Origin of the sequence: Cupriavidus sp. UBA2010 (assembly GCF_002335265.1) — a bacterium.
GTDB lineage: Bacteria > Pseudomonadota > Gammaproteobacteria > Burkholderiales > Burkholderiaceae > Cupriavidus > Cupriavidus metallidurans.
In genome coordinates, this window is sequence record NZ_DDCI01000016.1 from 89391 (window position 1) to 111224 (window position 21834).

At 63.9% G+C, this 21834-nt stretch carries 14 protein-coding genes; 10 read left to right on the forward strand and 4 right to left on the reverse strand.

Annotated elements, in window-relative coordinates; all coding sequences use genetic code 11:
- The first annotated feature begins 67 nt into the window (after positions 1-67).
- Complete coding sequence (locus B2246_RS12580; protein WP_008643888.1) at positions 68-940, forward strand: flagellar brake domain-containing protein; 873 nt, start codon at positions 68-70, stop codon at positions 938-940.
- Positions 941-985: 45 nt separating this feature from the next.
- Here the strand turns inward: B2246_RS12580 and B2246_RS12585 are convergent, their stop codons facing one another.
- On the reverse strand, positions 986-2197 hold the full coding sequence (locus B2246_RS12585; RefSeq protein WP_286881411.1) for a M20 aminoacylase family protein: 1212 nt from the start codon (positions 2195-2197) through the stop codon (positions 986-988).
- A 65-nt stretch (positions 2198-2262) separates the two neighbouring features.
- Complete coding sequence (locus tag B2246_RS12590; protein WP_008643885.1) at positions 2263-3567, reverse strand: MFS transporter; 1305 nt, start codon at positions 3565-3567, stop codon at positions 2263-2265.
- 291 nt (positions 3568-3858) lie between these two features.
- Between B2246_RS12590 and B2246_RS12595 the strand changes: the two genes are divergently transcribed.
- Positions 3859-4785: a LysR family transcriptional regulator gene (locus B2246_RS12595; protein WP_017513732.1), complete on the forward strand. Its 927-nt coding sequence runs from the start codon at positions 3859-3861 to the stop codon at positions 4783-4785.
- On the opposite strand, the gene B2246_RS12600 is transcribed toward B2246_RS12595, so the two are convergent.
- Entirely contained in the window at positions 4742-5932 is a 1191-nt protein-coding gene (locus B2246_RS12600) for an AraC family transcriptional regulator (RefSeq protein ID WP_286881407.1), read from the reverse strand. The genes B2246_RS12595 and B2246_RS12600 overlap by 44 nt on opposite strands.
- Before the next feature lie 297 nt (positions 5933-6229).
- On the opposite strand from B2246_RS12600, the gene B2246_RS12605 reads away from it, so the two are divergent.
- From B2246_RS12605 to B2246_RS12640, 8 genes are all read left to right on the forward strand, one after another.
- The gene (locus B2246_RS12605; RefSeq protein ID WP_286881405.1) at positions 6230-7237 is read left to right on the forward strand and encodes a tripartite tricarboxylate transporter substrate binding protein; all 1008 of its coding nucleotides are present in this window, start codon (positions 6230-6232) and stop codon (positions 7235-7237) included.
- A 13-nt stretch (positions 7238-7250) separates the two neighbouring features.
- On the forward strand, positions 7251-8945 hold the full coding sequence (locus B2246_RS12610; RefSeq protein ID WP_286881403.1) for a long-chain fatty acid--CoA ligase: 1695 nt from the start codon (positions 7251-7253) through the stop codon (positions 8943-8945).
- 87 nt (positions 8946-9032) lie between these two features.
- The gene (locus tag B2246_RS12615; RefSeq protein ID WP_286881402.1) at positions 9033-10016 is read left to right on the forward strand and encodes a Bug family tripartite tricarboxylate transporter substrate binding protein; all 984 of its coding nucleotides are present in this window, start codon (positions 9033-9035) and stop codon (positions 10014-10016) included.
- Positions 10017-10703: 687 nt separating this feature from the next.
- The gene (locus B2246_RS12620) at positions 10704-11204 is read left to right on the forward strand and encodes a sigma-70 family RNA polymerase sigma factor (protein WP_035884603.1); all 501 of its coding nucleotides are present in this window, start codon (positions 10704-10706) and stop codon (positions 11202-11204) included.
- Between the two features lie 27 nt (positions 11205-11231).
- Positions 11232-12203, forward strand: a complete 972-nt coding sequence (locus tag B2246_RS12625) for a FecR domain-containing protein (RefSeq protein ID WP_008643874.1) — start codon at positions 11232-11234, stop codon at positions 12201-12203.
- A 103-nt stretch (positions 12204-12306) separates the two neighbouring features.
- Positions 12307-14541 carry a TonB-dependent receptor gene (locus B2246_RS12630; protein WP_286881400.1) on the forward strand — a complete coding sequence of 745 codons (2235 nt, stop codon included), beginning with the start codon at positions 12307-12309 and terminating at the stop codon, positions 14539-14541.
- A 10-nt stretch (positions 14542-14551) separates the two neighbouring features.
- Entirely contained in the window at positions 14552-16966 is a 2415-nt protein-coding gene (locus B2246_RS12635) for a TonB-dependent receptor (protein WP_008643870.1), read from the forward strand.
- 535 nt (positions 16967-17501) lie between these two features.
- A complete protein-coding gene (locus B2246_RS12640) occupies positions 17502-18959 on the forward strand; it encodes a hypothetical protein (RefSeq protein WP_008643868.1) in 1458 nt (485 codons plus the stop codon).
- A gap of 80 nt (positions 18960-19039) precedes the next feature.
- Here the strand turns inward: B2246_RS12640 and B2246_RS12645 are convergent, their stop codons facing one another.
- Complete coding sequence (locus B2246_RS12645) at positions 19040-21097, reverse strand: TonB-dependent receptor (protein WP_286881397.1); 2058 nt, start codon at positions 21095-21097, stop codon at positions 19040-19042.
- Positions 21098-21834 lie beyond the last annotated feature (737 nt).

Below are 21834 nucleotides of genomic sequence, written 5' to 3' on the forward strand. Positions count from 1 at the left end.
GCAACAGATACGGCGGTAGAGTAAGGGCCAACAGGCACGACCAGGGAAGAATCAAGGGCAGACTGCAATGCGAAGGGAAATTCTGGCAAATGAGATCGAGCTGGGACAGCCACTGAAGTCGGCATTGGTCGATGAACTGGGCTTTCCCGTGGCGGATGAGGGAACCGTCTTCCAGACCGGGGACGAAGTTGCGCTCGTGCTGCAGGCGGGACGTTGTTTCTGGGCGGACGACATGGCGCCGCTCAGGCCGGACGAGCCATCGCCCCCATGGGCCGGCGGTTACGGGCTGCTGGTCGGCACGCTGCTGCACGTCAAGCGACCGGGCGATCTGGAGCGCGCCTGGGTGAGCCGCTTGATCGGCTTCAACGATGACGCCGTGTTCGTGGCGTGGCCAGGCCTGGCCGGCACGTCTGCGGAGCCCTGCGACGGCGATCTGGTGCTGGTCCGTGGTTTCACGGGCACCAGCATCCACAGCTTTTCGGCACGTGTCCGGGCGACTTCGCGCACGCCGTTCCCTTATTGGATGCTGACGGACATCAGCCATGTCGATGCCCGTGAAATGCGTGGCAGCATCCGCGTGCCGGTCCGGCTGGTGGGACGAATGTCCCGTGTGGATGGTGCCGACGCCCCTCAGACCGTGCTGATCACGGACCTGAGTACCGGCGGCGTGTCGGTTTCCACGGCCAACGACGCGCTGACCGCGCCGGGCTTGCAGGTGCGGCTGGCGTTCACGCTGCGCACCGGTGGGATCAAGTCGGCTTTCTCATTGGAGGGCTGGACGCGGCAGGACCCGAATGCTGGCGCCGCCGCGCCGTACCACAGCGTCGGCGTGGCGTTTGACGGCTATGGCGAACGCGAGGCGCTGCTGCTGCGCTCCTTCGTCCACGAACAGTTGCTGGAAAGCGCGACCATGCGCCCGGCAAAGCTGGCGAAGGACTAGCCGCCGACGGGGCCGGCGGCGGCGACCGGATCGGGGCTCAGGCAGTCAGGCTGTCAGGTACGTCTGCGCCAGCCGTACCCAGCAGGCCGCACCAAGCGGCAGCACCTGATCGTTGAAGTCGTAGCCGGGGTTATGCACCATGCAGCCGCCGAATTCGCCTTCGCCGTTGCCGAGGATCAGGTAGCAGCCCGGGACTTTATTGAGCATCCAGGCGAAATCCTCGCTGCCGTTGAGTCCCTTCGGGGCTTGCGTGACGACGTTCTCCGCCCCCACGAGATCGGTGCAGATCCGCTGCGCCAGTCGGGTTTCGGCTTCGGTATTGACCATGGGCGGGGTGAGCTGGCGGTAGTCGATGTGTGCCTCGACGCCGTGGGCCTGCGCGGTCAAGCTGACGATCTCGCGGATGCGCTGCTCCACCATCGCCCGGGTTTCCGCGCGCGCCGCGCGCACGTTGACGCCCAGGGCTACCGATTCGGGGATCACGTTGTGCGTGGCGCCGCCACGAATGAAACCGATCGACACGACGGCGGTGTCGTCTGGCGCCACATTGCGGGCTACCACGGTTTGCAGCGCCGTCACGATCGCGGCGGATGCTGCAATCGGATCACGCGCGCGGTGCGGCATCGCCCCATGCCCGCCCACGCCCTTGATGGTGATGTCGGCCACGTCGGAAGACAGGCTGACCGGCCCTGGCAACACACGGAAACTGCCCGCCGGCACGCCCGGCATATTGTGGAGCGCGAAAACCGCATCGCAGGGGAAGCGCTCGAAGAGCCCATCGTCGATCATCGCGCGCGCGCCGCAGAGGTTCTCTTCGTCAGGCTGGAAAATCAGGTTGAGCGTGCCGTCGAAGCTGCGGCTGTCGGCCAGCGCCTTCGCCGCCGCCAGCAGGATGGCGGTATGGCCGTCGTGCCCGCAGGCGTGCATCTTGCCGTGGTTGCGGCTGGCATAGGGCAGGTCGGTGGCTTCGACGATGGGCAGCGCGTCCATGTCGGCGCGAATGCCCAGCCGGCGCGTGCCGTTGCCTAGTTTCAACTGGCCAACCACTCCGCTCTTGCCGATACCCGTGTGGACGTCATAGCCCCAGCTCTGCAGCAGGTGCGTCACCAGCGTGCTGGTGGCGCCGACTTCGAAGCCGAGTTCGGGCTGGGCGTGAATCTGACGACGGATGTTGACGAAGGTCTCGGCGTCGATGTCGACCGGAGGCAGCAGATGGGGCAGCAGTTGAAAGGGCTGGAGCGTGGGCGCTTTGGTCATGTCAGGGTTCCTTGCGGGGAAAGGGGGCAATCGGCGGCTAGCGGGTGCTGGCAGATGCTGGCGGGTCAGTGGGTTTCGCGCACTTCGCGCAGGGTCAGCACGGTCAGCAATGTCACGGCGCTGCAGGCCATCATGTAGAACGCTGGGGACAGCGGATTGCCGGTGCGGGCCAGCAGCCAGGTGACGACGAACTGGCATGAGCCGCCGAACACCGTGACGCCGATGGCGTAGATCACCGACAGGCCGCTGGCCCGTACCTTGATCGGCAGCATCTCCATCATCATGAGCAGCAGTGGCGTCGTTCCCAGATACAGGCTCGCGGTCAGCAGCGCGGAGAGCGACAGCACCAGCGGCACGCTGGGGTAGTGCGTCATCAGCCAGAAGGCCGGATAAAGGGCCACCACGGTGAACAGGATGGCGGCGACCACCAGCGGCTTGCGGCGCTGGAGGCGGTCGGCCAGCCAGCCGGAGCAGAGCGACGCGGCAAAGCTGGTCAGACCCGTGACGCAGCCGGCCAGCAGCGATAGCGAGGCCGGGAGATGCAGTTCCCGGATCATGTAGGTCGGCATGAAATAGATCACCAGATACGTGCCGACGGTGCCGCCGATGATGGTGAGGACGCCTTTGGCCACCAGGGTGCCGTGCTCGCGGAACAGCGTGCCGAGCGGGCTTGGCGCATGGGTCTCGGCCGTGTGCGTTTCGTCCAGATGCGATCGGATGTAAAAGCCTACGGGCGCAATCAGCAAGCCCAGGAAGAACGGCACGCGCCATCCCCAGCTCTGCAGCGCTTCCGGCGACAGGCTGCCGTACAGCACCGCCGCCGTCAGCGCGCCGCACAGGGCGGCGATGCCCTGGCTGCCAAGCTGCCAGCTCACACGAAATCCACGCCCGCGGATACCGCCGGCCTCCATCAGCATGGCGGTGGAGGCACCGATCTCGCCGCCCAGCGAGAAGCCCTGAAGCAGACGCCCCGCCAGAATGATCAGCGGGCCAAGCAGGCCCGCCGTGGCGTACGTCGGGGCCACCGCCAGACAAAGCGTTCCAACCACCATTAGGCCGATGGTCAGCGTCATGGCAGCCTTGCGTCCGTGGCGGTCGGCATAGTTGCCGATCACGAAGCCGCCCAGAGGCCGCATCACAAAGCCGATACCGAACGTTGCCACGGCCAGCAGCAGCGAACCGTAGGCACTCTCGGAGGGGAAGAACAGCTTGCCGATCATGAGCGCGAAGAAGCTGTAGACGGTGAAGTCATACATTTCCAGCGCATTGCCGATGGAGCAGGCGGCGATCAACCGGGCCTGGCTGGTTCGTCGTGGCTCGGCGGCAGCCGGTGCGGGGGCAAGAGCCGGCTGCAGGGTGGCGTCATTCATCGGTGGTCTCCGAAGGTGGGGGACGGGCTTCTGTTCAGGAACCCTTGGCGATGAAGTATTCGGGGAAGTCGCGAACCTACAAAATCGCAAATATTCATCCCGATAACCAAATAGAATCACCGCCATAACCAGTGTTCACCGGCTATCGGGGAAAGCCCGGAAGTGCTGGCGCGAGAGACCGGACGCATGGTGCACCGCACAGGCGCGCGAAGCACCTGATGCGCACCTGATGCGGGCATGGTCCGGTCGGGGCGCCGCGGCGGGCGCGGAGAAGAGGGGGACCAGTCGAACGTGAAGCTACATCAACTGCGCATTCTGCTGGCCGTGGCGCAGCACGGCAGCATCCATGAGGCGTCACGCGGGCTGCATATTTCGCAGCCCGCGCTATCGAAGGCCATCGCTGAACTGGAGCGAGAACTTGGCGTCACGCTGCTGTCCCGCTCCGTGCGCGGTGTGAGTCTGACTGCGTATGGGATGGCGCTGGTCAAGCGCGCCACCGTGGTCGAACAGGAACTGCGGCACGCGCTGGAAGACATCGAATCCATACGCGGCCACGCGGAAGCCGAACTCAACATCGGGTTTACCGCCGTGGCCTCCAGTGGCCCGCTGCCTGATGCCATGGCGGCGCTGCGCAAGCGCTTCCCCAATGTCGCCTTGCGTGGCTTCGAGCAGCGCCCGCAGCAGATTCAGGAAGGGCTGCGGGAAGGGCGGCTCGATCTCGGGCTGATCTCCACCAATAGCGGGCCGGGAGCGGGCGGACTCCAGTGGGAGTCCTTGTTCTCGGTGCCGATGCGTCTGGCCGTGCGGCCGGGCCATCCACTGCGACGTGTCCGCCGGCTGCGTCCGCTGCTGGATGCCGACTGGCTGGTGCTGGACCCGCTCGATGACCCCGGCAGCCCGATTTCGAGCCTGATGCGGTTGCACCGACTGGAAATACCGCGCCGGATCGTGCAGAGCGCATCCAATCTGCTGGGGCTGCAACTGGCTACCAAGACTGACCTCATCAGCATGTGGTCAGACTTCGTTTTCCGGGGCACTGGCGGGCCGTTGCGCATGGACCCCGGTTCGCTGGAGGTGCTACCGATGGAGGACGAACTGCCGGACTTCAACGTCTACCTGGTCTATCGCTCGATGGACCTGATGACGCATGTCTGTGCCGAGTTCAGCAAGGAAATCAGGCACTTTGCCGAGGGCTATCGTCCTGGATGGGCGAGATAGGTTGCATGCCGCGCTGCCGGTACTCGCCGGGCGCGACGCCGGTCCATTTCTTGAATGCGCGGTGGAAGGTGCTCAGCTCGGAAAAGCCCAGCCTCAGCGCCACCTGTTGCAGCGACAGGCATGAGTGCTCGAGCATGCCGATCGCCGCGTCGCGGCGCAGGTTGTCCTTGATGTTCTGGTAACCGCGGCCTTCATCGCGCAAGCGACGGCTCAGGGTTTGCGGTGTCAGGCGCAGCATCTGCGCCATCTGCTCCAGCGACGGCAGCTCGTCATCCAGGTGGGAGCGCAGGTGCAGCCGGATGCGTTCCGCCAGGCAGCTATTGTCGCGATAACGCACCAGCAGCTTGTGCGGGGTCTCGAGCAGGAATTCGCGCAGGCCGGCGGGATCCTGCATCACCGGCAGCCGCAGCCAGGCAGCATCGAAGTGCAGGGCCGTGCAGGACTGCCCGTATCGGACCGTCGTATTGAAGATACGCTCGGTGTCCGTCAGCGCCTGGGGCGGGCCCGAACCCAGATCGACATGCGACAGGGGCACGCGCCGCGCCACCAGCCAGTTGATCAGGCCGTAAGCATGGAACGCGAAGGTCGACTTGGCGAAGATCTGGCACGGCGTGGCTGGCGCATGCCCGTGCAATATCAGTGAAGCCGTCTTGCCGTCGGGGCTGAGGTGCAGCCGTGGCGTGAATTCGTCGAGATGCAGCCGGTACTGGCGCAACCCGGCCTGGATGGCCTCTTCCAGGGTGGCGCTGTGGACCATCGCGCCGGCCGCATGGGCGAAGACGCCGGGAGGTACGGGGCGGCTAAGCAGGCCCCACAGTTCGTCGCGCGTGGTGCGGCGCAGCGTACGGATCAGCGCGGCGTACTGGTCCTGGGTCACGCGCGCGTTCGGCGATGCCAGCAGCGCCGGAGAGATCGCAGCACGCCGCAGCACGGCATCGATGTCGAATCCCAGTCGGCGCACCCCGAGCAGGATCTGGTCGACATGATGGATGGCGATGGTATGGCGGGCCGGCGCTGGCGTTGCCGTTGTCGCAAGCGGGGCGATGGTGGTGCCAGTAGTGCCAGCCAATGCCGGACCCGGTACAGCGGTGCTGCGCTGCTTGCCCGGCACGGGGTGCCGGTGAGCGGGAGTGGCAACGATGTGCATGAGTCTCCTCGTCGTGTAGGGCAGCTCCGGAACCCTGCCGCGCGCAATGGCGGCATGCCGGGCTGATGCGGACCTTACCGCGCCCGGTTCGCGACACACAATCGGGATTTGCCAAAGCCTGCCTTCCGTCTGAACGATTCGGCCAATGATTTTGGGTTGTCTGGTCATTGTCCAGACCGTGCCGGATCACGCACTCTCTCACTATGCAGAAGTCCGGAGCCGGGCGGATCGCCGCCGGCAACGCCGGACTCGGCAGCGACCCGGGAAAAAAAGGACAACAAGAAAGGAGACAACCACATGCTGGCAAATCGCCGGAGTGCATTGCTGCGTCTTGGCACCGGAGCGCTGGCGCTGGCGGGTGCTGTTGCTGGCCTATCCGGCGCCGGTACCGCCATGGCCCAAGGGGCCTTCCCGTCGAAATCGGTGCGCCTTGTGGTGCCGTACCCGGCCGGCGGGGCTACCGACGTGCTGGCGCGGGCAATTGCCGATGGCCTCGGCAAGATCTGGAGGCGCCCGGTCGTGGTGGAAAACCGCCCCGGTGCCAGCGGCATGATCGGCGCCGAGGCCGTAGCCCGCGCGGAGCCGGACGGCTACACCGCGCTGCTGACCATCACCACGCTCGTGCAGGCACCGAGCCTCTATACCAAGGCGCCGTTTGACCCGGTCAAGGACTTTGCGCCGGTATCCGAGCTTGGCACCACCAACCTGGTGTTTGCCATCAACAGCAGTGCGGTGCCGGCCACCAGCCTGAAGGAATTCATCGCGCTGGTCCGCGCCAAGCCCAGGCACTACTCCTTCGGATCGTATGGCACGGGATCGAGCGGCCACCTCTATGGCGAGATATTCAACGAATCCGCCAACCTCGACATGATCCACGTCTCCTACAAGGGCGAGGCGCCCGAGTTGAACGACTTGCTCGGTGGCCAAGTGCCAGCCGCTGTGATCTCGGTGATGGGCGCCAAGCCCCACGCCGCGTCCGGGCGTCTGCGCGCGCTTGCTGTGACCGGCGCGTCGCGCTCGCCCCAACTGCCTGATGTGCCGACCTTCAAGGAGAGCGGCGTTTCCGGGATGGATTCGCTGGGCTGGTTCGGCCTGCTGCTGCCCGCAGCCACGCCGCGGCCGATCGTCGAGAAGTTCTCGGCCGACGTCAACAAGGTGTTGGCAGACCCCGCCGTGCGTTCGCGCATGAACGACATGGGCGTGATCCTGACCGGCAGCACGCCCGATGCCTTTGCGCAGACCGTCCAGACCGACTATGCCCGCTGGGGCAAGGTGATCCGTACCCACAACATTCGTCTTGATTGAGCCTTTGCCTGACATGAAGTCCGCCAGTACATCCCAGCCTTACCGTTCTCCTGCCTGGCCTGCCGGCCTGCCTGGCACGCTGCATGTGCCGCAGACCAGCCTGTTCCACAACCTGGAAGTGGCCGCGCGGCGCTATCCCGGAAAGACGGCGATCCAGTATTTCGGCACCGCGATCTCCTATGCGGAACTGCTGGATGACGTCGAACGGATGGCCGGCTATCTGCAGCAAAGCTGCGGCATTCATCCCGGGGATAGGGTAGTGCTTTACAGCCAGAACGCCCCGCAGTTCATCGTGGCGTACTACGCCATCCTGCGTGCCGAGGCGGTGGTCGTGCCAGCCAATCCGATGTGGCTGGAAGCCGAACTGGAGCATGTGGTTACCGATAGCGGCGCGGTGGCCGCGTTCTGCGGCAGCGAACTGTATGAGCGCGTCGCGCCGCTGCATGGCAAGGCGCTGCGTCACGTGATCACGTACCACTACGCGGGGATGCTGCGCGACGATGGTGGCCTGCCGGTTCCGGCCTGGCTCCGCGAGCCTGCTCCCGCGCTGCGCGCGGCGCCAGGTGGCGCCATGCCAGTGGACTGGGACTCCGCGCGCAATGCCGGGCAGCGTCCGCGTGCGCACGAGGCCGGCTACGACACGCTCTGCATGCTGGCATACACGTCGGGCACCACGGGCAATCCCAAGGGCTGCATGCATACCCACGGCACCATGATGAGTTCCGCGGTGGGCTCGCAAGTCTGGCGCAGCAGTTCGCCGGAATCGGTGGTGTTGGCGGTGGCGCCGATGTTCCACCTGCTCGGCATGCAGAACTGCATGCATTCGCCGATCTACCTGGGTGCCACCGTGGTGCTGATGCCGCGCTGGGACCGCGCGCTTGCCGCCGATCTGATCGAGCGCTACCGCGTCTCGGCCTGGGGCGCGCCGCCGGCCATGCTGGTGGACTTCTTCGCGCAGCCCGATGTGGCCCGGCGTGACCTGTCCAGCCTGGCTTTTCTGGGGGGCGGTGGCGCGGCGATGCCCGACGCGGTGGCCAACATGTTGCAGGAGCGCTTCGGCCTGCCGTACGTCGAGGCCTATGGCATGACCGAGACCGCGTCGTTCCTGCTGTCCAACCCGCGCCAGAAGCCCAAGCGTGAATGCCTGGGCATCGCCACCTTCGGCGTGGATGCCCGCGTGGTGGACCCCGAATCGCTCGCCGAGCTGCCGCAGGGCGAGATCGGCGAGATCGTCGTTCACGGTGGTCAGGTGATGCAGGGCTACTGGAACAACCCGCAGGCCAATGCGGAATCTTTTATCGAAATCGCCGGCAAGCGCTTTCTACGCACCGGCGACCTCGGTTTCATGGATGAAGAGGGCTATTTCTTCATGCGCGACCGCCTCAAGCGCATGATCAACGCGTCTGGCTTCAAGGTCTGGCCGGCCGAGGTGGAAAACCTGCTCTACGGCCACCCGGCCATCCACGAGGCCTGCGTGATCGCCGCGCGCGATGAGCATCGCGGCGAAACGGTCAAGGCCGTGGTGGCGCTGCGCCCCGAATCGCGCGGCACGCCGGAGGCCGATGCGGAACGCATCATGGCCTGGTGCCGCGAGCGTCTGGCGGCCTACAAGGTGCCGCGCATCGTCGAGTTCGTGGACGCGCTGCCCAAATCGGCCACCGGCAAGATCCAGTGGCGCGCGCTGCAGGAACACGCCATGCGGGCATAGGCGGCGGGGGAGGCCGGTGTTTCCGGCGTATCCGACGCATCCGACGTATCCGGCGTACCGAATCCAGTTCTTGAGAGAGACAGCTTCATGCAAACGAGCAGACGAACCTGGCTGGCGCAAGCCGGCACCCTGGCGGGCGCCGCCATGCTGGGCGGCGTTGGCCAGGCACTGGCCCAGCCCAGCTACCCGAACAAGCCGATCCGGCTGATCGTCCCGTATCCGGCCGGCGGGGGCACCGATACTGTGGGCCGCATGATCGGCCAGCGGCTGGCCGAAGCCTGGGGACAGCCCGTGGTCGTCGACAACAAGCCCGGCGCCAGCGGCATGCTGGGCAACGACACCGTGGCCAAGGCCGCGCCCGATGGCTACACGGTGCTGCTGGCCATCACCGCGCTGATCCAGTCGCCCAGCCTTTACAAGCGTATGCCGTATGACGTGAACAAGGATTTCACGCCGGTCTCGCTGATTGCCAAATCGTCCGACCTGTTTGTCGTGCCCAACCGCGTGCCGGCCAGCACGCTACGCGAGTTCATCGCACTGGCCAAGGCCGGCAAGCTCAGTTACGGCTCATACGGCAACGGGACTTCGTCGCATCTGCATGGCGAACTCCTACGACAGCAGACCGGCGTCGAACTGACGCATATTCCGTACAAGGGGGCTGCGCCCTTGCTCAACGATCTGCTCGGCGGCCAGGTGGATTCGGCTTTCGTCGATGTGACATCGGCGTATCCGTACCTGACCAGCGGCAAGTTCAAGATCCTGGGCATCACCGGTACCCAGCGCTACAAGGCGATTCCGAATGTGCCGACGTTCGCGGAGCAGGGCTTGCCGGGATTCGAGCCTAGCGGATGGTTTGCCCTGTTCCTGCCCGCCAATGCGCCGAAAGACGTGACCAGCCGTATGGCCACCGAGGTGGCGCGGATCGTCAAGCTGCCTGAAATCAGCCAGAAGCTTGCGGGCATGGGCTTGCAACCGGTCGGGTCGGCGCCGCAGGAACTGGCGGCGGTGGTCTCGGGTGATATGCCCAAGTGGGCCAAGATCGTGCAGGACGCCCATATCCAGCTCGACTGAACACCGTCGGATCACACGCGGGTTATCGGACAGGTTCCGATGTTTGGAGGAGAGGCCCCAGCCCCTGCCCGCCAGTGGCCCGTGATGGCTTTTCCAGCTATCAGACGCAGAGGTCGTGCACGACCTCGCGTGCGAACGCCTCACATCCGCGCCGGAAAGCGGCGCGTCCTTGAAGATCGCGCGAAACTCCAGGGGTTTGCCACTTGGCACGATGTCGAGGGGCAGGGTCTTGCCCGGAAACGTCTTTTCGCTGCCGATCAGGCGCGCGTAGAACCTTGGCTTCACCACGCCAATGCGGTGCCGTGTCCAATCCTTGACGACCTAGTGCGTGCGATTCGGTGGCCAGTGCTGTTTCGCCTTGGCGCGGCATTTGTTTGGTCACGCCCCAGGCATCTAATATGCCGTATGCGGCACATGTGGCGGTGTTTCTAGTAACGTTCTTTCTTCGTAAGTGAGAATCAGTTACATTTGCATCTGATGCGAATTCGAAATTCCTGAACCGCCGTGCAGCACGGCGGTGCCCGCCGCAGTGTCTATGTTCACCAGGTTGCCTCTTCTACTTGCCGTTTTTCCTGCCTATCAGGCTTGGGATCTTTATCCGCTCGGCCATAGCGGGGCGCCGTCAGTTGGCGGCGTATGTCCTGGAAGACCTGATGACACCCGCTGTGGTGAGATGAGGTAGTCGCGATGGATCCAGGTACCCGTTCGCAGGTCGATGTCCTTTACAGCCGGCATCACGCATGGCTGCAAGGCTGGCTGTTGCGGAAGATCGGCAATGCATGCGATGCGGCGGACATCGCCCAGGACGTATTCGTCAGGGTGCTTCACAGGAAAGTCGCCGAGATCCGCGAGCCGCGCACCTACCTGGGCACCATTGCCAATGGTCTGGTCATCGATTTCTGGCGGCGGCGGGAACTTGAGCAAGCGTGGCTGGAGACGCTGGCTCAGTTGCCGGAAGCGCATTCGCCATCGCCCGAAAGCCGTCTGCACTTTCTGCAGACGTTGATCGAGATCGATCAGATGCTCGATACGTTGAAGCCGAACGCGCGCACGGCATTTCTGCTGGCGCAGCTTGACGGCCTGACTTGCCCGCAGATCGCGGAGCGCATTGGCATGTCGCTGGCGACCGTCGAGCGGTACATCAGCCAGGCGCTGCGCCGATGCTACGCGTTGCAGTTCGGCGCTTAGCAACCGGCACAAGCACAGGGCGCACAGATGTCCAGTTCGCAAGCCGATTTGCCGTCAGAAGTCATTGATGCGGCCATTGATTGGGCCGTCCGCCTGCTGTTCAACGAACCCAGCGACGAGATGCGCCAGCGCTTTCTGGTCTGGGAGGGTGCGGATCCCCGGCACCGGCTGGCATGGCAACGCATCCAATCACTACGCGATGGATTCCCCCGTGTGCCGGCGAAGCTGGCTGTGGAGACGCTCCGCAACGCCGAGACCATTCGCGGCCGCCGCCAGGCGATCAAGTTGCTGGCTCTGGGTGGCGTATCCATGCTTGGGTTGTCCATGGCCTATCGCGAAACGCCATGGAGAAGCTGGGCCGCCGACGTGCGTACTGGCGTGGGCGAACAACGCAGGCTGGCGCTGGAAGATGGCACGGTCGTCGTGCTCAATACCGAGACCGCCCTTGATGTTCGCTTCGATGGCCAGCATCGAGACGTGTTGCTTCGGCGTGGCGAGATTCTGGTCACGACCGGGCACGACGGCGGCGCAGCGCGGCCATTCCGTGTGCAAACGCCGTTCGGCGCGATGCGCGCGCTCGGGACACGTTTCGCGGTGCGGCTCGAAGCGGATCGCGCGTGTGTCAGCGTGCAGCAGGGCGCGGTCGCGCTGCACGACGGCAAAGCGCAATCACAAGCCGTTGCCACGCCCGGCACGACCTGGACGATGACGCAGGAGGCAAGCGCATTGAGCGATGCCGCCGCGCTGTCGCCCGACAGCTGGGCCAACGGGCTGCTTTCCGGCAGCAACATGCGTCTGGCCGACGTGCTTGCGGAGCTTGCCCGCTATCGCCACGGACGCATCGATTGCGATCCCGCCGTCGCGGATCTGGTCATCTCGGGTGCGTACCGCATCGACGATACGGATCGCACGCTGCGTTTCCTGGAGAAGGCGCTGCCAATCCGGGTGTCGTACTTCACGCGCTACTGGGTTCGCGTCGGGCCCAGGGTGCATGCCTGAGACAGGGTGATGTGAAAAAAATCGAGGTGAATTGAGGGGATTGGGCGACCTGTCCGGCTTGGATTGTAGGAACCCTCTTCAATCCGCTCTGGACTTCGCAACCATGTCGTCACACCGATCCCGCCATCTGTCATCCCGCACCAGCACCCAGTCCGCATGCTTCCCTTCGCCCAAGCCACTTGCTGCCGCACTCCATCAGGCGATGCTCTGCCTTGCCGTCGGCTCGGGTGCCGTGTCGATCAACGCCACCGCGCAGACTTCCACGGACAAGGCTCCGGAAACCACCCTTCCCGCAGTGACGGTGAGCGCCGTGGCCGCCAGTGATGCCACCGATCTCCCGGCAGCCTATGCAGGCGGGCAAACCGCGCGCGGCGGCCGCCTCGGGATGCTCGGCAACCGTGACAGCCTGGATACGCCGTTCTCCACCACCAGCTACACGGCCCAGCGCATCGAGGACCAACAGGCCGTGACCCTGGCTGATGTGCTCAACGCGGACCCTTCGGTTCGCTTCACCGGGCAGACTGGCGGCGTCACCGACTCGTTCATGATTCGCGGCTTCCCGATCAATGAAGGCAACCTGTCGGAAGTCGCGTTCGACGGCGTGTATGGCGTTTCGCCGAACTACCATCTCTTTCCTGAATACATGGAGCGCGTCGAGGTCCTCAAGGGGCCGGCCGCCATGCTCTACGGGATGTCGCCCAACAGCGGCGTGGGGGGCGTGGTGAACCTCGTTCCCAAGCGGGCGGGCGCCACGGACCTGACACGCTTCACACTCGACTATGCGTCGGACGCCCAAGTGGGCGGGGCCGTTGACTTGAGCCGTCGCTGGGGCGACGACAAGGAGTGGGGCGTTCGCTTCAATGGCTTGCACCGTCAGGGGCCCACGCCGCTGGACAACCAGAAGTCACGCAGCGAGGTGGCGGCCGTATCGCTGGACTATCACGGCGACCGTCTGCGGGCATCGCTGGACCTGATCGAGCAGTACCAGTGGATCGATGCGCCGACGCGCCCGTTCCTGGTGGCTCCTGGCATCGAAGTGCCGGCGGCACCCGATGGCCGGCGTAACGTCACCCAGCCTTGGGGATGGTGGAAGTCCAACGACGTCTCGACGCTGTTGCGCGTCGAATATGACGTGGCGGACAACGTCACTGTCTATGCCGATGCCGGCGGGACGCGGTCTGACGTGTCCCGACTCTCGGACCAGACCCCGACAATCCTCAACGCGGCGGGCGACACTTCCGCCGCAGTGCAAAACTGGAGGTTTCAGATCAACCGGATGTCGTTCGATACCGGCGTGCGCGCGAAGTTCGACACCGGTCCGGTCAAGCATGCACTTGCATTGCAGGCCAATCTCTACTCGGATCGTATTGCCAACGCCAACGTCGCGGGAACGCCGGTCCGTTCGAATATCTACAACCCGGTGGTGAGCCCCGAGCAGTCGATCGCGCCGCCGAGCTTTGTTCCCAAGGTGTCGGATTCCACGCTCTCCGGCGTATCCCTGGTCGACACGGTCAGCACCATGGATGATCGCGTGGCGCTGACGCTCGGCTTGCGGTATCAACAGGTCGAGTCGAACAACTACAACACCGCAACCGGCGCAAAGTCGTCCTCGTATGACGAGAACGCTGTGACGCCGCTGGCGGGCATCGTCTTCAGGCCATGGCGCAATGTTTCCTTCTATGCGAACTATGTTGAGGGGCTGAGCAAGGGGGATATTGCGCCGGCCAGTGCCTCGAATGCAGGTCAGGTATTCGCTCCCTACAAGACGAAGCAGCAGGAAGTCGGCGTCAAGGTCGATGCCGGATCGATCATGGCCACGCTGGCAGCCTTCCGCATGACCAAGCCGAGCGGCCAGTTGTTCGGCACGGTTTACGCCGTGGACAGCGAGCAACGAAATCAAGGGCTGGAACTGACTGTCTCTGGCGAAGTGGTGCGGCGGGTTCGGCTGCTGGGCGGCATTACCTGGCTGGACGGCAAGCTGACCAAGACCAATAGCGCTGCGACGCAGGGCAACCGGCCGGTGGGCGTACCGGACTTCATGGCCAATCTTGGCGCCGAATGGGACCTGCCGTGGCTGCAGGGCCTGACGTTGACTGGCGCGCTCAACTACACGGGCCGCACCTACGTCAACCAGGCCAACACGCAGTCGGTGCCGTCGTGGACCACCGTCGACGTTGGGGCTCGCTACCGGACGAAGGTGTCGGGCAAGACCACCACGTTCAGGGCCACGGTCATCAATGCCTTCGACAAGCATTACTGGTCGGGCGTGGCTTCCTACAGCACGATTTCGCAGGGCGCGCCGCGCACGTTCCTCGGCTCGGTGACGGTGGACTTCTGATGCAGGGTCCATGCAGATAGGCTGCCGCCAGATCCTGGTTGGGATCATTCTCGCGACGGCTATCATCCTGGATGCCCAGGACTGTCCGGCCGCTGGTTCCGTGCAAGAGGCAGCGGCCGAGGCTCGCACTTACTCGATACCACCCGGGCCGCTGGACGCGGTGCTCATACAGTTCGCCACGGCATCGAGGGTGGACCTGGCCTTCGATGCCGACGCGCTGCGGAAGCTGCACAGCGCGGGGCTGACGGGGCAGCATATGATTGCCGACGGCATCGGGATCCTGCTCCACGAGACTGGCTACCACGCCGTCGACCTGCGCGATGGAGGGTACCTGATACGCAAGGCCTCTGCCGCCGACACGCAGGCGGAAGCCGCGCAGACATTGCCCACGGTGACCGTAGTCGGCCAGGCCTATCGCGCAGATGTGTCGCAGGGCGCGCAAGCCGGGCATGGAATCGCCGGCACGGTGAATCTGGGAGCCCTGGGAAGCATAAACGGCATGGACTCGCCAGTCAGTACCCGGGTTTTCGACGCGCGCGAGATCCGGGACCAGCAGGCGTATAGCGTGGCCGATGTCGTGGAGAACGATGCTTCGGTTCGCTCGGTCAGCAAGCCGGGCGGCATTCTCGACGCCTTCACGATTCGCGGATTTCCGTACAGCAACGGCAACTTCGGTGAAATTGCGTTCGATGGCGTCTACGGCATCGCATCCAACTATCGCGTTGCGACGGGGTACGTCGAGCGGGTGGAACTGATCAAGGGCCCCGCGACGCTGCTCTACGGCATGTCACCTGGCGGCGGCGTGGGTGGCGCCATCAACATCGTGCCGAAGCGGGCAGGGGACGCGGACGTGACCGAGGCCGCTGCGGACTATGGCTCGTTGTCCCAGTTTGGCGCGAACATCGATGTGGGCAGACGGCTCGGCGGCGACCGTGCGTTCGGCATTCGCTTCAATGGTGGCTACCGCGGTGGTGATACCGCTCTGGACAACCAGCATCGCGATGCCGGCTCGGGGGCGCTGGCTTTCGACTATCGCGGCAGCCAGTTGCGCGCGAGCCTCGATGTCATCGCCCAGTATGAGCGGATATCGGCGCCGTTCCGGCTGCTGCATATCGTTGCGGGTATCGACGTGCCAGCGGCGCCGGACGGCCATCGCAACATATCCCAGCCATGGGAGTCTTCGGAAATCCATGATGGCGCGACATTGGCGCGGGTTGCCTACGACGTTGACGAGAACACGCAGGTGTTCGCCCACGTCGGAGGTGGCCGGACACGTGTGGCGCGCGTTTTCGCCATCACGCCAACGATCATCAACGAGGCGGGAGACGTATCCGTATCCGATACGAACTACCGATTCGACGTGGCACGCACTAGCGCCGAAGCCGGTATGCGATGGCGGCTTGCCATCGGCCCCACGAAACATCGTATTGCACTGTCGGCCAGCGGCTACAGGGACCGGCTCAATCGCGGACTCGTGAACTCTGCGATCACGTCGCTTACCAATCTCTACGATCCCGTGCAGCTACCCCCGCAGTCAATTGCCGATCCTGTCAGCGTCCCCAAGGTGTCCTCGACGTACCTGACTGGGTTGTCCCTTGTCGACACGGTATCGACAAGGGATGAGTCCTTGCAGTTGACGGCCGGATTTCGCTATCAGCGCATTCGTTCCGACAACTTCAGCCCGGAAGGCGTTGTGATCGAGCACTACGATGCGGGTGCGTTAGCCCCTCTGCTCGGTATTGTGTTCAAGCCGAACCAGGCCGTATCACTCTACGCGCACCGCATTGACGGACTCAGCAAAGGAGATGTCGCGCCGACGAGCGCGGCAAACGCAGGTGAGGTGATGGCACCTTACCGTTCTACCCAGTACGAGGCAGGGGTCAGGCTCGCGCGGCGAGACCTTGAGGCGACCATCAGTGCTTTCCTGATCAGCAGGCCTGTTGGTGTCTTGAACGGGGCGCATTTCGGGGCCGATGGCGAGCAGCGCAACCGCGGACTGGAGCTTGGCGTACAACATGAGTTGCTGCGCGGCGTGCGCGTCAACGCCGGTGCGATGTGGCTCGACGCGACGATCTCGGGGAGTCCAACGCTGTCTGGAAAGACCCCGGTCGGCGTGCCATCATGGCAACTCAATCTTGGCGCGGAATGGGATGTCCGCCAGATACCAGGCCTGACGCTGCTCACTGCCGTGGCTAGCAACGGTGCGCAGTATGTGGATGCGGCGAATACGCAGCAGGTGCCATCATGGACTCGCTGGGACCTGGGAATGCGATATCGCGTGAGTGGCACGCGCTACCCCGCCACGGTGCGTCTTGCCGTTCGCAACGTTCTGGGAAGACGAGGATGGGCCGCCGTTGATGCCTACGGAGGGCTGGCTCAAGCGGATCCACGGGTCGCATTGGTCTCAGTAACTGCCAGCTTCTGATTGTCCGCGCCTGCAGGCGATGGTCGCGATTCCATGTTCAGTGGGTCCCACACACGAACCCTATCAGCTGTCTCACATTGCGAGACAGCAGCCTTGCGATGGCTCCGTAGCATTCCGAACTGCCAGGAGTATGGCTCCACCTGATGTCTGGGCAGCATACCTCCGCCTCCCTAATGATCTTTTGCGCAGACATATGGAAGGTGATCTGGTGGCATTGAACAGTTGACAGATTGTCACCTTGATCCGCCAAGTCACGGGCAAGATCGTCACTACGTAGGTGCGGTATCGAACTTGCCGTCCAACGTACGTCAGCATAATCTCAATAGCCAGAGCATCCAGAGCGCGAAGGCGGTCAACGCAAGCATGAGCACGTTTGCGTTCCTATTGAGCATGGACCACTTTCCCTCGGTGCAGGGTTGTCCAAATATCGTCCGGAATGAAGTCGCCCCAAGCCATGGTGCGCCCAGGCGAACATCGACCGGGCCGATTTCGAGCATCCGGGTAGCCGAGCGTCGGCCCTTGGGAGAAGGACGTCATGAAGAAGCGCTCGCTGTGGGGCACTCGCTTTGCCAGTTGCTCCACGATGTTGCTGCTAGGCGGCATGGCCCATGCGCAGACGACGCCTGATGACGCTCCCACCCCCGCGCAGCTTGAGTCGCTACAGAAGGAAATCGCCGAGCGGGCGAAGCAGCTCGAAGCCATGAAGCGAGTGCTGACCGAACGGGCGGATACCATTCGCGAACTTCGTAACACTGTGGACAACGAGATGCTGGCGCATAAGCGCGGCGGCCAGGCAGAAGTTGGCGCCGGCGCGACGCCAGGCAATTCCGCGACCGGCGCCCGAGCGGCTGCGGCAGCCAGCAGCGCCACGCAGATCAACAGCACCGCGCAGGCCCAGCAGACGCCATCCGAAACGCCGCCACAGGCCGTTGCGCCACAGGATACGCAACAGGGCCAGGCAGCCCTGGGCGAACAGCAGGGCGAATCTGCAGCAGGTGCCGAGCAGCCGGTGGGCAATCCGCCAGAGCGCGACACGCGCCCGCCGGCGATCGCGCCGATCTTCGACCAGCCAGGCGTGCTCACGCCAGTCGGCAAAATTGTCGTCGAGCCGAGCTTCCAGTACAGCTACTCGTACGGCGACTCGGTGTCGCTGGTAGGCTACACGGTAATCCCCGCCATACTGGTCGGCTTGATCGATGTGCGCGACATCAGGACGTCCACTTACATCAGCGCGTTCGCATTCCGCTACGGCATCACCAAGCGCCTCGAGATAGAAGCCAAGGTGCCGTACGTGAGCGCAAGCAGCAACACGATCAGTCACGAGGTCTTCACGGGGACCGCTGTCGACAGCGCCTTCACCGCCAATGGCAGTGGCCTTGGCGATGTGGAAGCGACCCTTCGCTACCAGCTCAACTACGGCAGCGAGAAGATGCCGTACTTCATCGGCTGGCTGCGCTACAAGTCGAACACCGGCAGGGATCCGTTCCAGGTGGTCACCGATTGCGTGACCCGTTGCGTGGGCAATGCCACCGGCACCGGTCTACCCCTGAGCATGCCAACGGGAACTGGTTTCCAGGCGATCCAGCCCGGCATTACGTGGTTGTTTCCAACCGAACCGGCGGTACTCTTCGGCGGCTTCAGCTACATGCACAACTTCGCGCGTGACAATGTCTACCGCAATGTGCTTGCTGGCCAGCAGGAGTTCCTTGGCAAGATCGCTCCCGGAGACATGTTCGAGTTCAACTTCGGCATGGGTCTGGCGATCAATGAGAACGCGTCATTCAGTATCGGTTACGACCAGAGCATCATCTGGCCGACCAAGCAGAACGGAGAAACCATCGCGGGATCGGTGCGTATCACGCAGGGCACGCTGCTGGTGGGCTACTCGTATCGCTTCAACAACCGGTACACGCTGAACCTGTCGGTGGGCGCGGGCGTGACACGCGACACCCCTGACCTGACAGTCACGGTGCGGCTGCCGATCACATTCTGATGGCATGACGAGCGGTGAAGTCGGGACGGAATCGGAACCCGTCAATCGTCGCTTGCGTCATGCCTCGAAAGGTCCAATGTTCAGAAACTCCACAAGACGCCCACCCGGAACGTCCTCGGTTCGGCGGGGTGGATATGGTGATCGTTGATCCCGGCAGGCGAGCCGTCTGCGTTGAGCGGTGACATCTCGCCCTTCAGCAGCGAAGCATAGTAGTAGTCGATGTCGTTGACCCGCTTGCCGAACACGTTCAGAACTTCGGCAAAAATCCGCACGCCCTTCAGTACTCGATAGCCCACCTTCAGGTTGACGAGAAACGAGGAAGCGGAACGCACGCTGTTGTTCTCGATGAGCGGACGTGGGCCGAAGTAGCGGGCCCGCGCGCCTACCGACCAGCGTCCCGTGTTGTACGACACGCCGGCCGACGCCGTGGTCTGGATCGATTCCGGAATGTAATCGCCGATGTCCTCGTGATCGCGGAAGCGTGCCCGCGAGAAAGCCGCGTCCGCATCGAGGATCAAGCCGGCGAGCGGGCCGTCGGGCGGTGCATAGTAGCCTGCCAGCTCAATCCCACGGCGGCGGCTTGGTCGGCTCGGTTCTGTCGTGCCGCTGTCGCCCGAGAAGACCAGTTCCGATCCGATGTCGAGTTGCCAGAGCGAGGCCGACAACTGCAGGGCAGGGGCGAGCCGCCGGGTGCGGATGCCGATCTCGTAGCCGGTTGCCGGCACGAGCACGCTGACCTTCTGTACCGGTACGCCCGTGGACGGGTCAATCGTGGTGGTGGCGCCGCGTACGTCGTTGCTGTGATAACCGCGTCCCCAGTTCAGGAACACTTCGGTCTGGTCGGCCGGAGACATCACGACGCCGAACTTGGGACTGACGATGTGGTCGGTGCCGTTTCCGGAGTTGGCGGGATTGTCGCTCGAAACACCGTACCAGAACTGATCCGCCCGCAGTCCCGCGATCGTGCGCAGCCAAGGCAGCCATTCGGTCGTGTTGCGTACATATAGCGCCGCACTGGATTCGTTGACGGTATCGGTCCGAATCGTTTCGTAGATCTGCCGCTCTTCCGAATTGGCCAGTGCGATAGGGCCCAGCCGGTCGAATCGGACCTGCGCGCCGACCTCGGTCTCGGTGTCGCGCGGGCCCAGCTTGCCGAACCAGAGGCGCGACGCGTTGACGCCTGCGGTGACGCGATTCTCGAACTGCTGGAATTGGTCGCCACGTTCCGGGTTGTTCAGCGCGTAGGTGAAATTCGAGAACAGTTGCAGCCGGCTCTTGATGACATAGGCATTCGCCCTGAACAAGCCCGATTGCACGGGCCTGAACCAGTCGGCGGACAGGCTGTAGCGCGACGCATAGCCACCGTCCGTGGGATCGATATTCCCGAAGCGGGAGATCAGCCCTTCGTTGATCGCGCGCTGCGGCACTTGGTCGGTCGAGTCCCAGCTATTGCGATAGCCCATGGCGGTGATGCTGACGCGCTCACCGGCACTGAGCGGCAGCGTGTAACGGAACATGCCATTGAGCTTGCGCACGCCTTCCGGCAACACCCACGGACCATTCTCCTGCAGCCATTCCAGCCCATAGAGCGCGGTGCCGGGGCCGACCTGGTGGGAGTTGGCCAATACCGCCCGACGATAGTCGTGCTGGCCCAGTTCGATCTGCGCGAGACCGGTCGGCAGTTGCGACACATAGTCCATGCTCACGGCACCCGCTGCCGAGAAGTCTCCCTCTTCGGCAAAGTACGTGCCCTTCTTGTAGGCGATGCCGCTGACTAACTCGGGAATCACGAAATTGAGATCGGTGTACCCCTGGCCATGGGCGTTGGTACGCATGTTGACCGGCATGCCTGCCACGGTCGTGGACAAGTCAGTGCCGTGGTCAAGGTTAAAGCCACGCAAGAAGTACTGGTTCGCTTTTCCGTCGCCGCTGTGCTGTGTGACGATCAGTCCCGGGACGGTTTCCAGCAGTTCGCCGGGACGTAACAATGGGCGATTGGCGAGTTGCTCGCGGCTGACGTAGCCCTGGTTGGCGGAGACGGCGGTATCCGCAGTCGCGACATCGAAACGTGCCGCCTGGACGGTGATCGCCGGAAGCTCTTGTTGGGCTTGCTGAAGGCCACCTGCAAGGGCGCTCACTGGAATGGCGCCAAGTGTCGCCGCGCGAAGGCCAAGTTTTGGCGTGGTCGGGCGCCGCAAAGGCGCCCGACGAGAAAAATTGCTCTGGGTCATTTTTATTTTGTGAATTGGTAATGAGGAGGTGCGCAAACTTCATACCAACGAGCAAGCACCGATGTGGTGCGGATCGGTCGGGCAGGGTGGGGGCCGCTCGCAGACCGAAGCGGTCTCGGAATTGCTGTCAGTCGTGGCATCACGCGCGGCCGGGGACGATGCGAACTCCCGTGCGGCCAAGCCGCACATGTGGCAGGTGGCCGAAGGAGCTAAGCCGCTGCAGATCCTTTCGTACTGTCACCGGCATGGCCCGCTGCGTCAGTGTGGCCGAGTCAATGCCAAACCTGCCGCACGCTGGGCAGGTGCAATGGAGGCGGCGCAGTTCACGTGCGCGGACGCGCTACGTGGCTTTGTGGCTCTGTGGCTCTGTGGCTCTGTGGCTCTGTGGCTCTGCGGCTCTGTGGCTCTGCGGCTCTGCGGCTCTGTGGCTCTGTGGCTCTGTGGCAAATCGGGCGATTTGCGGGATCGGGTGAGCATGGCCGATCTCAGTCTGCGGGTGATACCCGTGCCCAACAAAACGCGGTAATTGTGAGTGGGGCCTCAATCTAAGCCCATCGCTAGGCTTGCCGAAGAGGCAGCCATTTGCGTAGTTTCCTCGATCAAATACCTGCCCATCAATTATTTAACATAATAGACGTTATGTG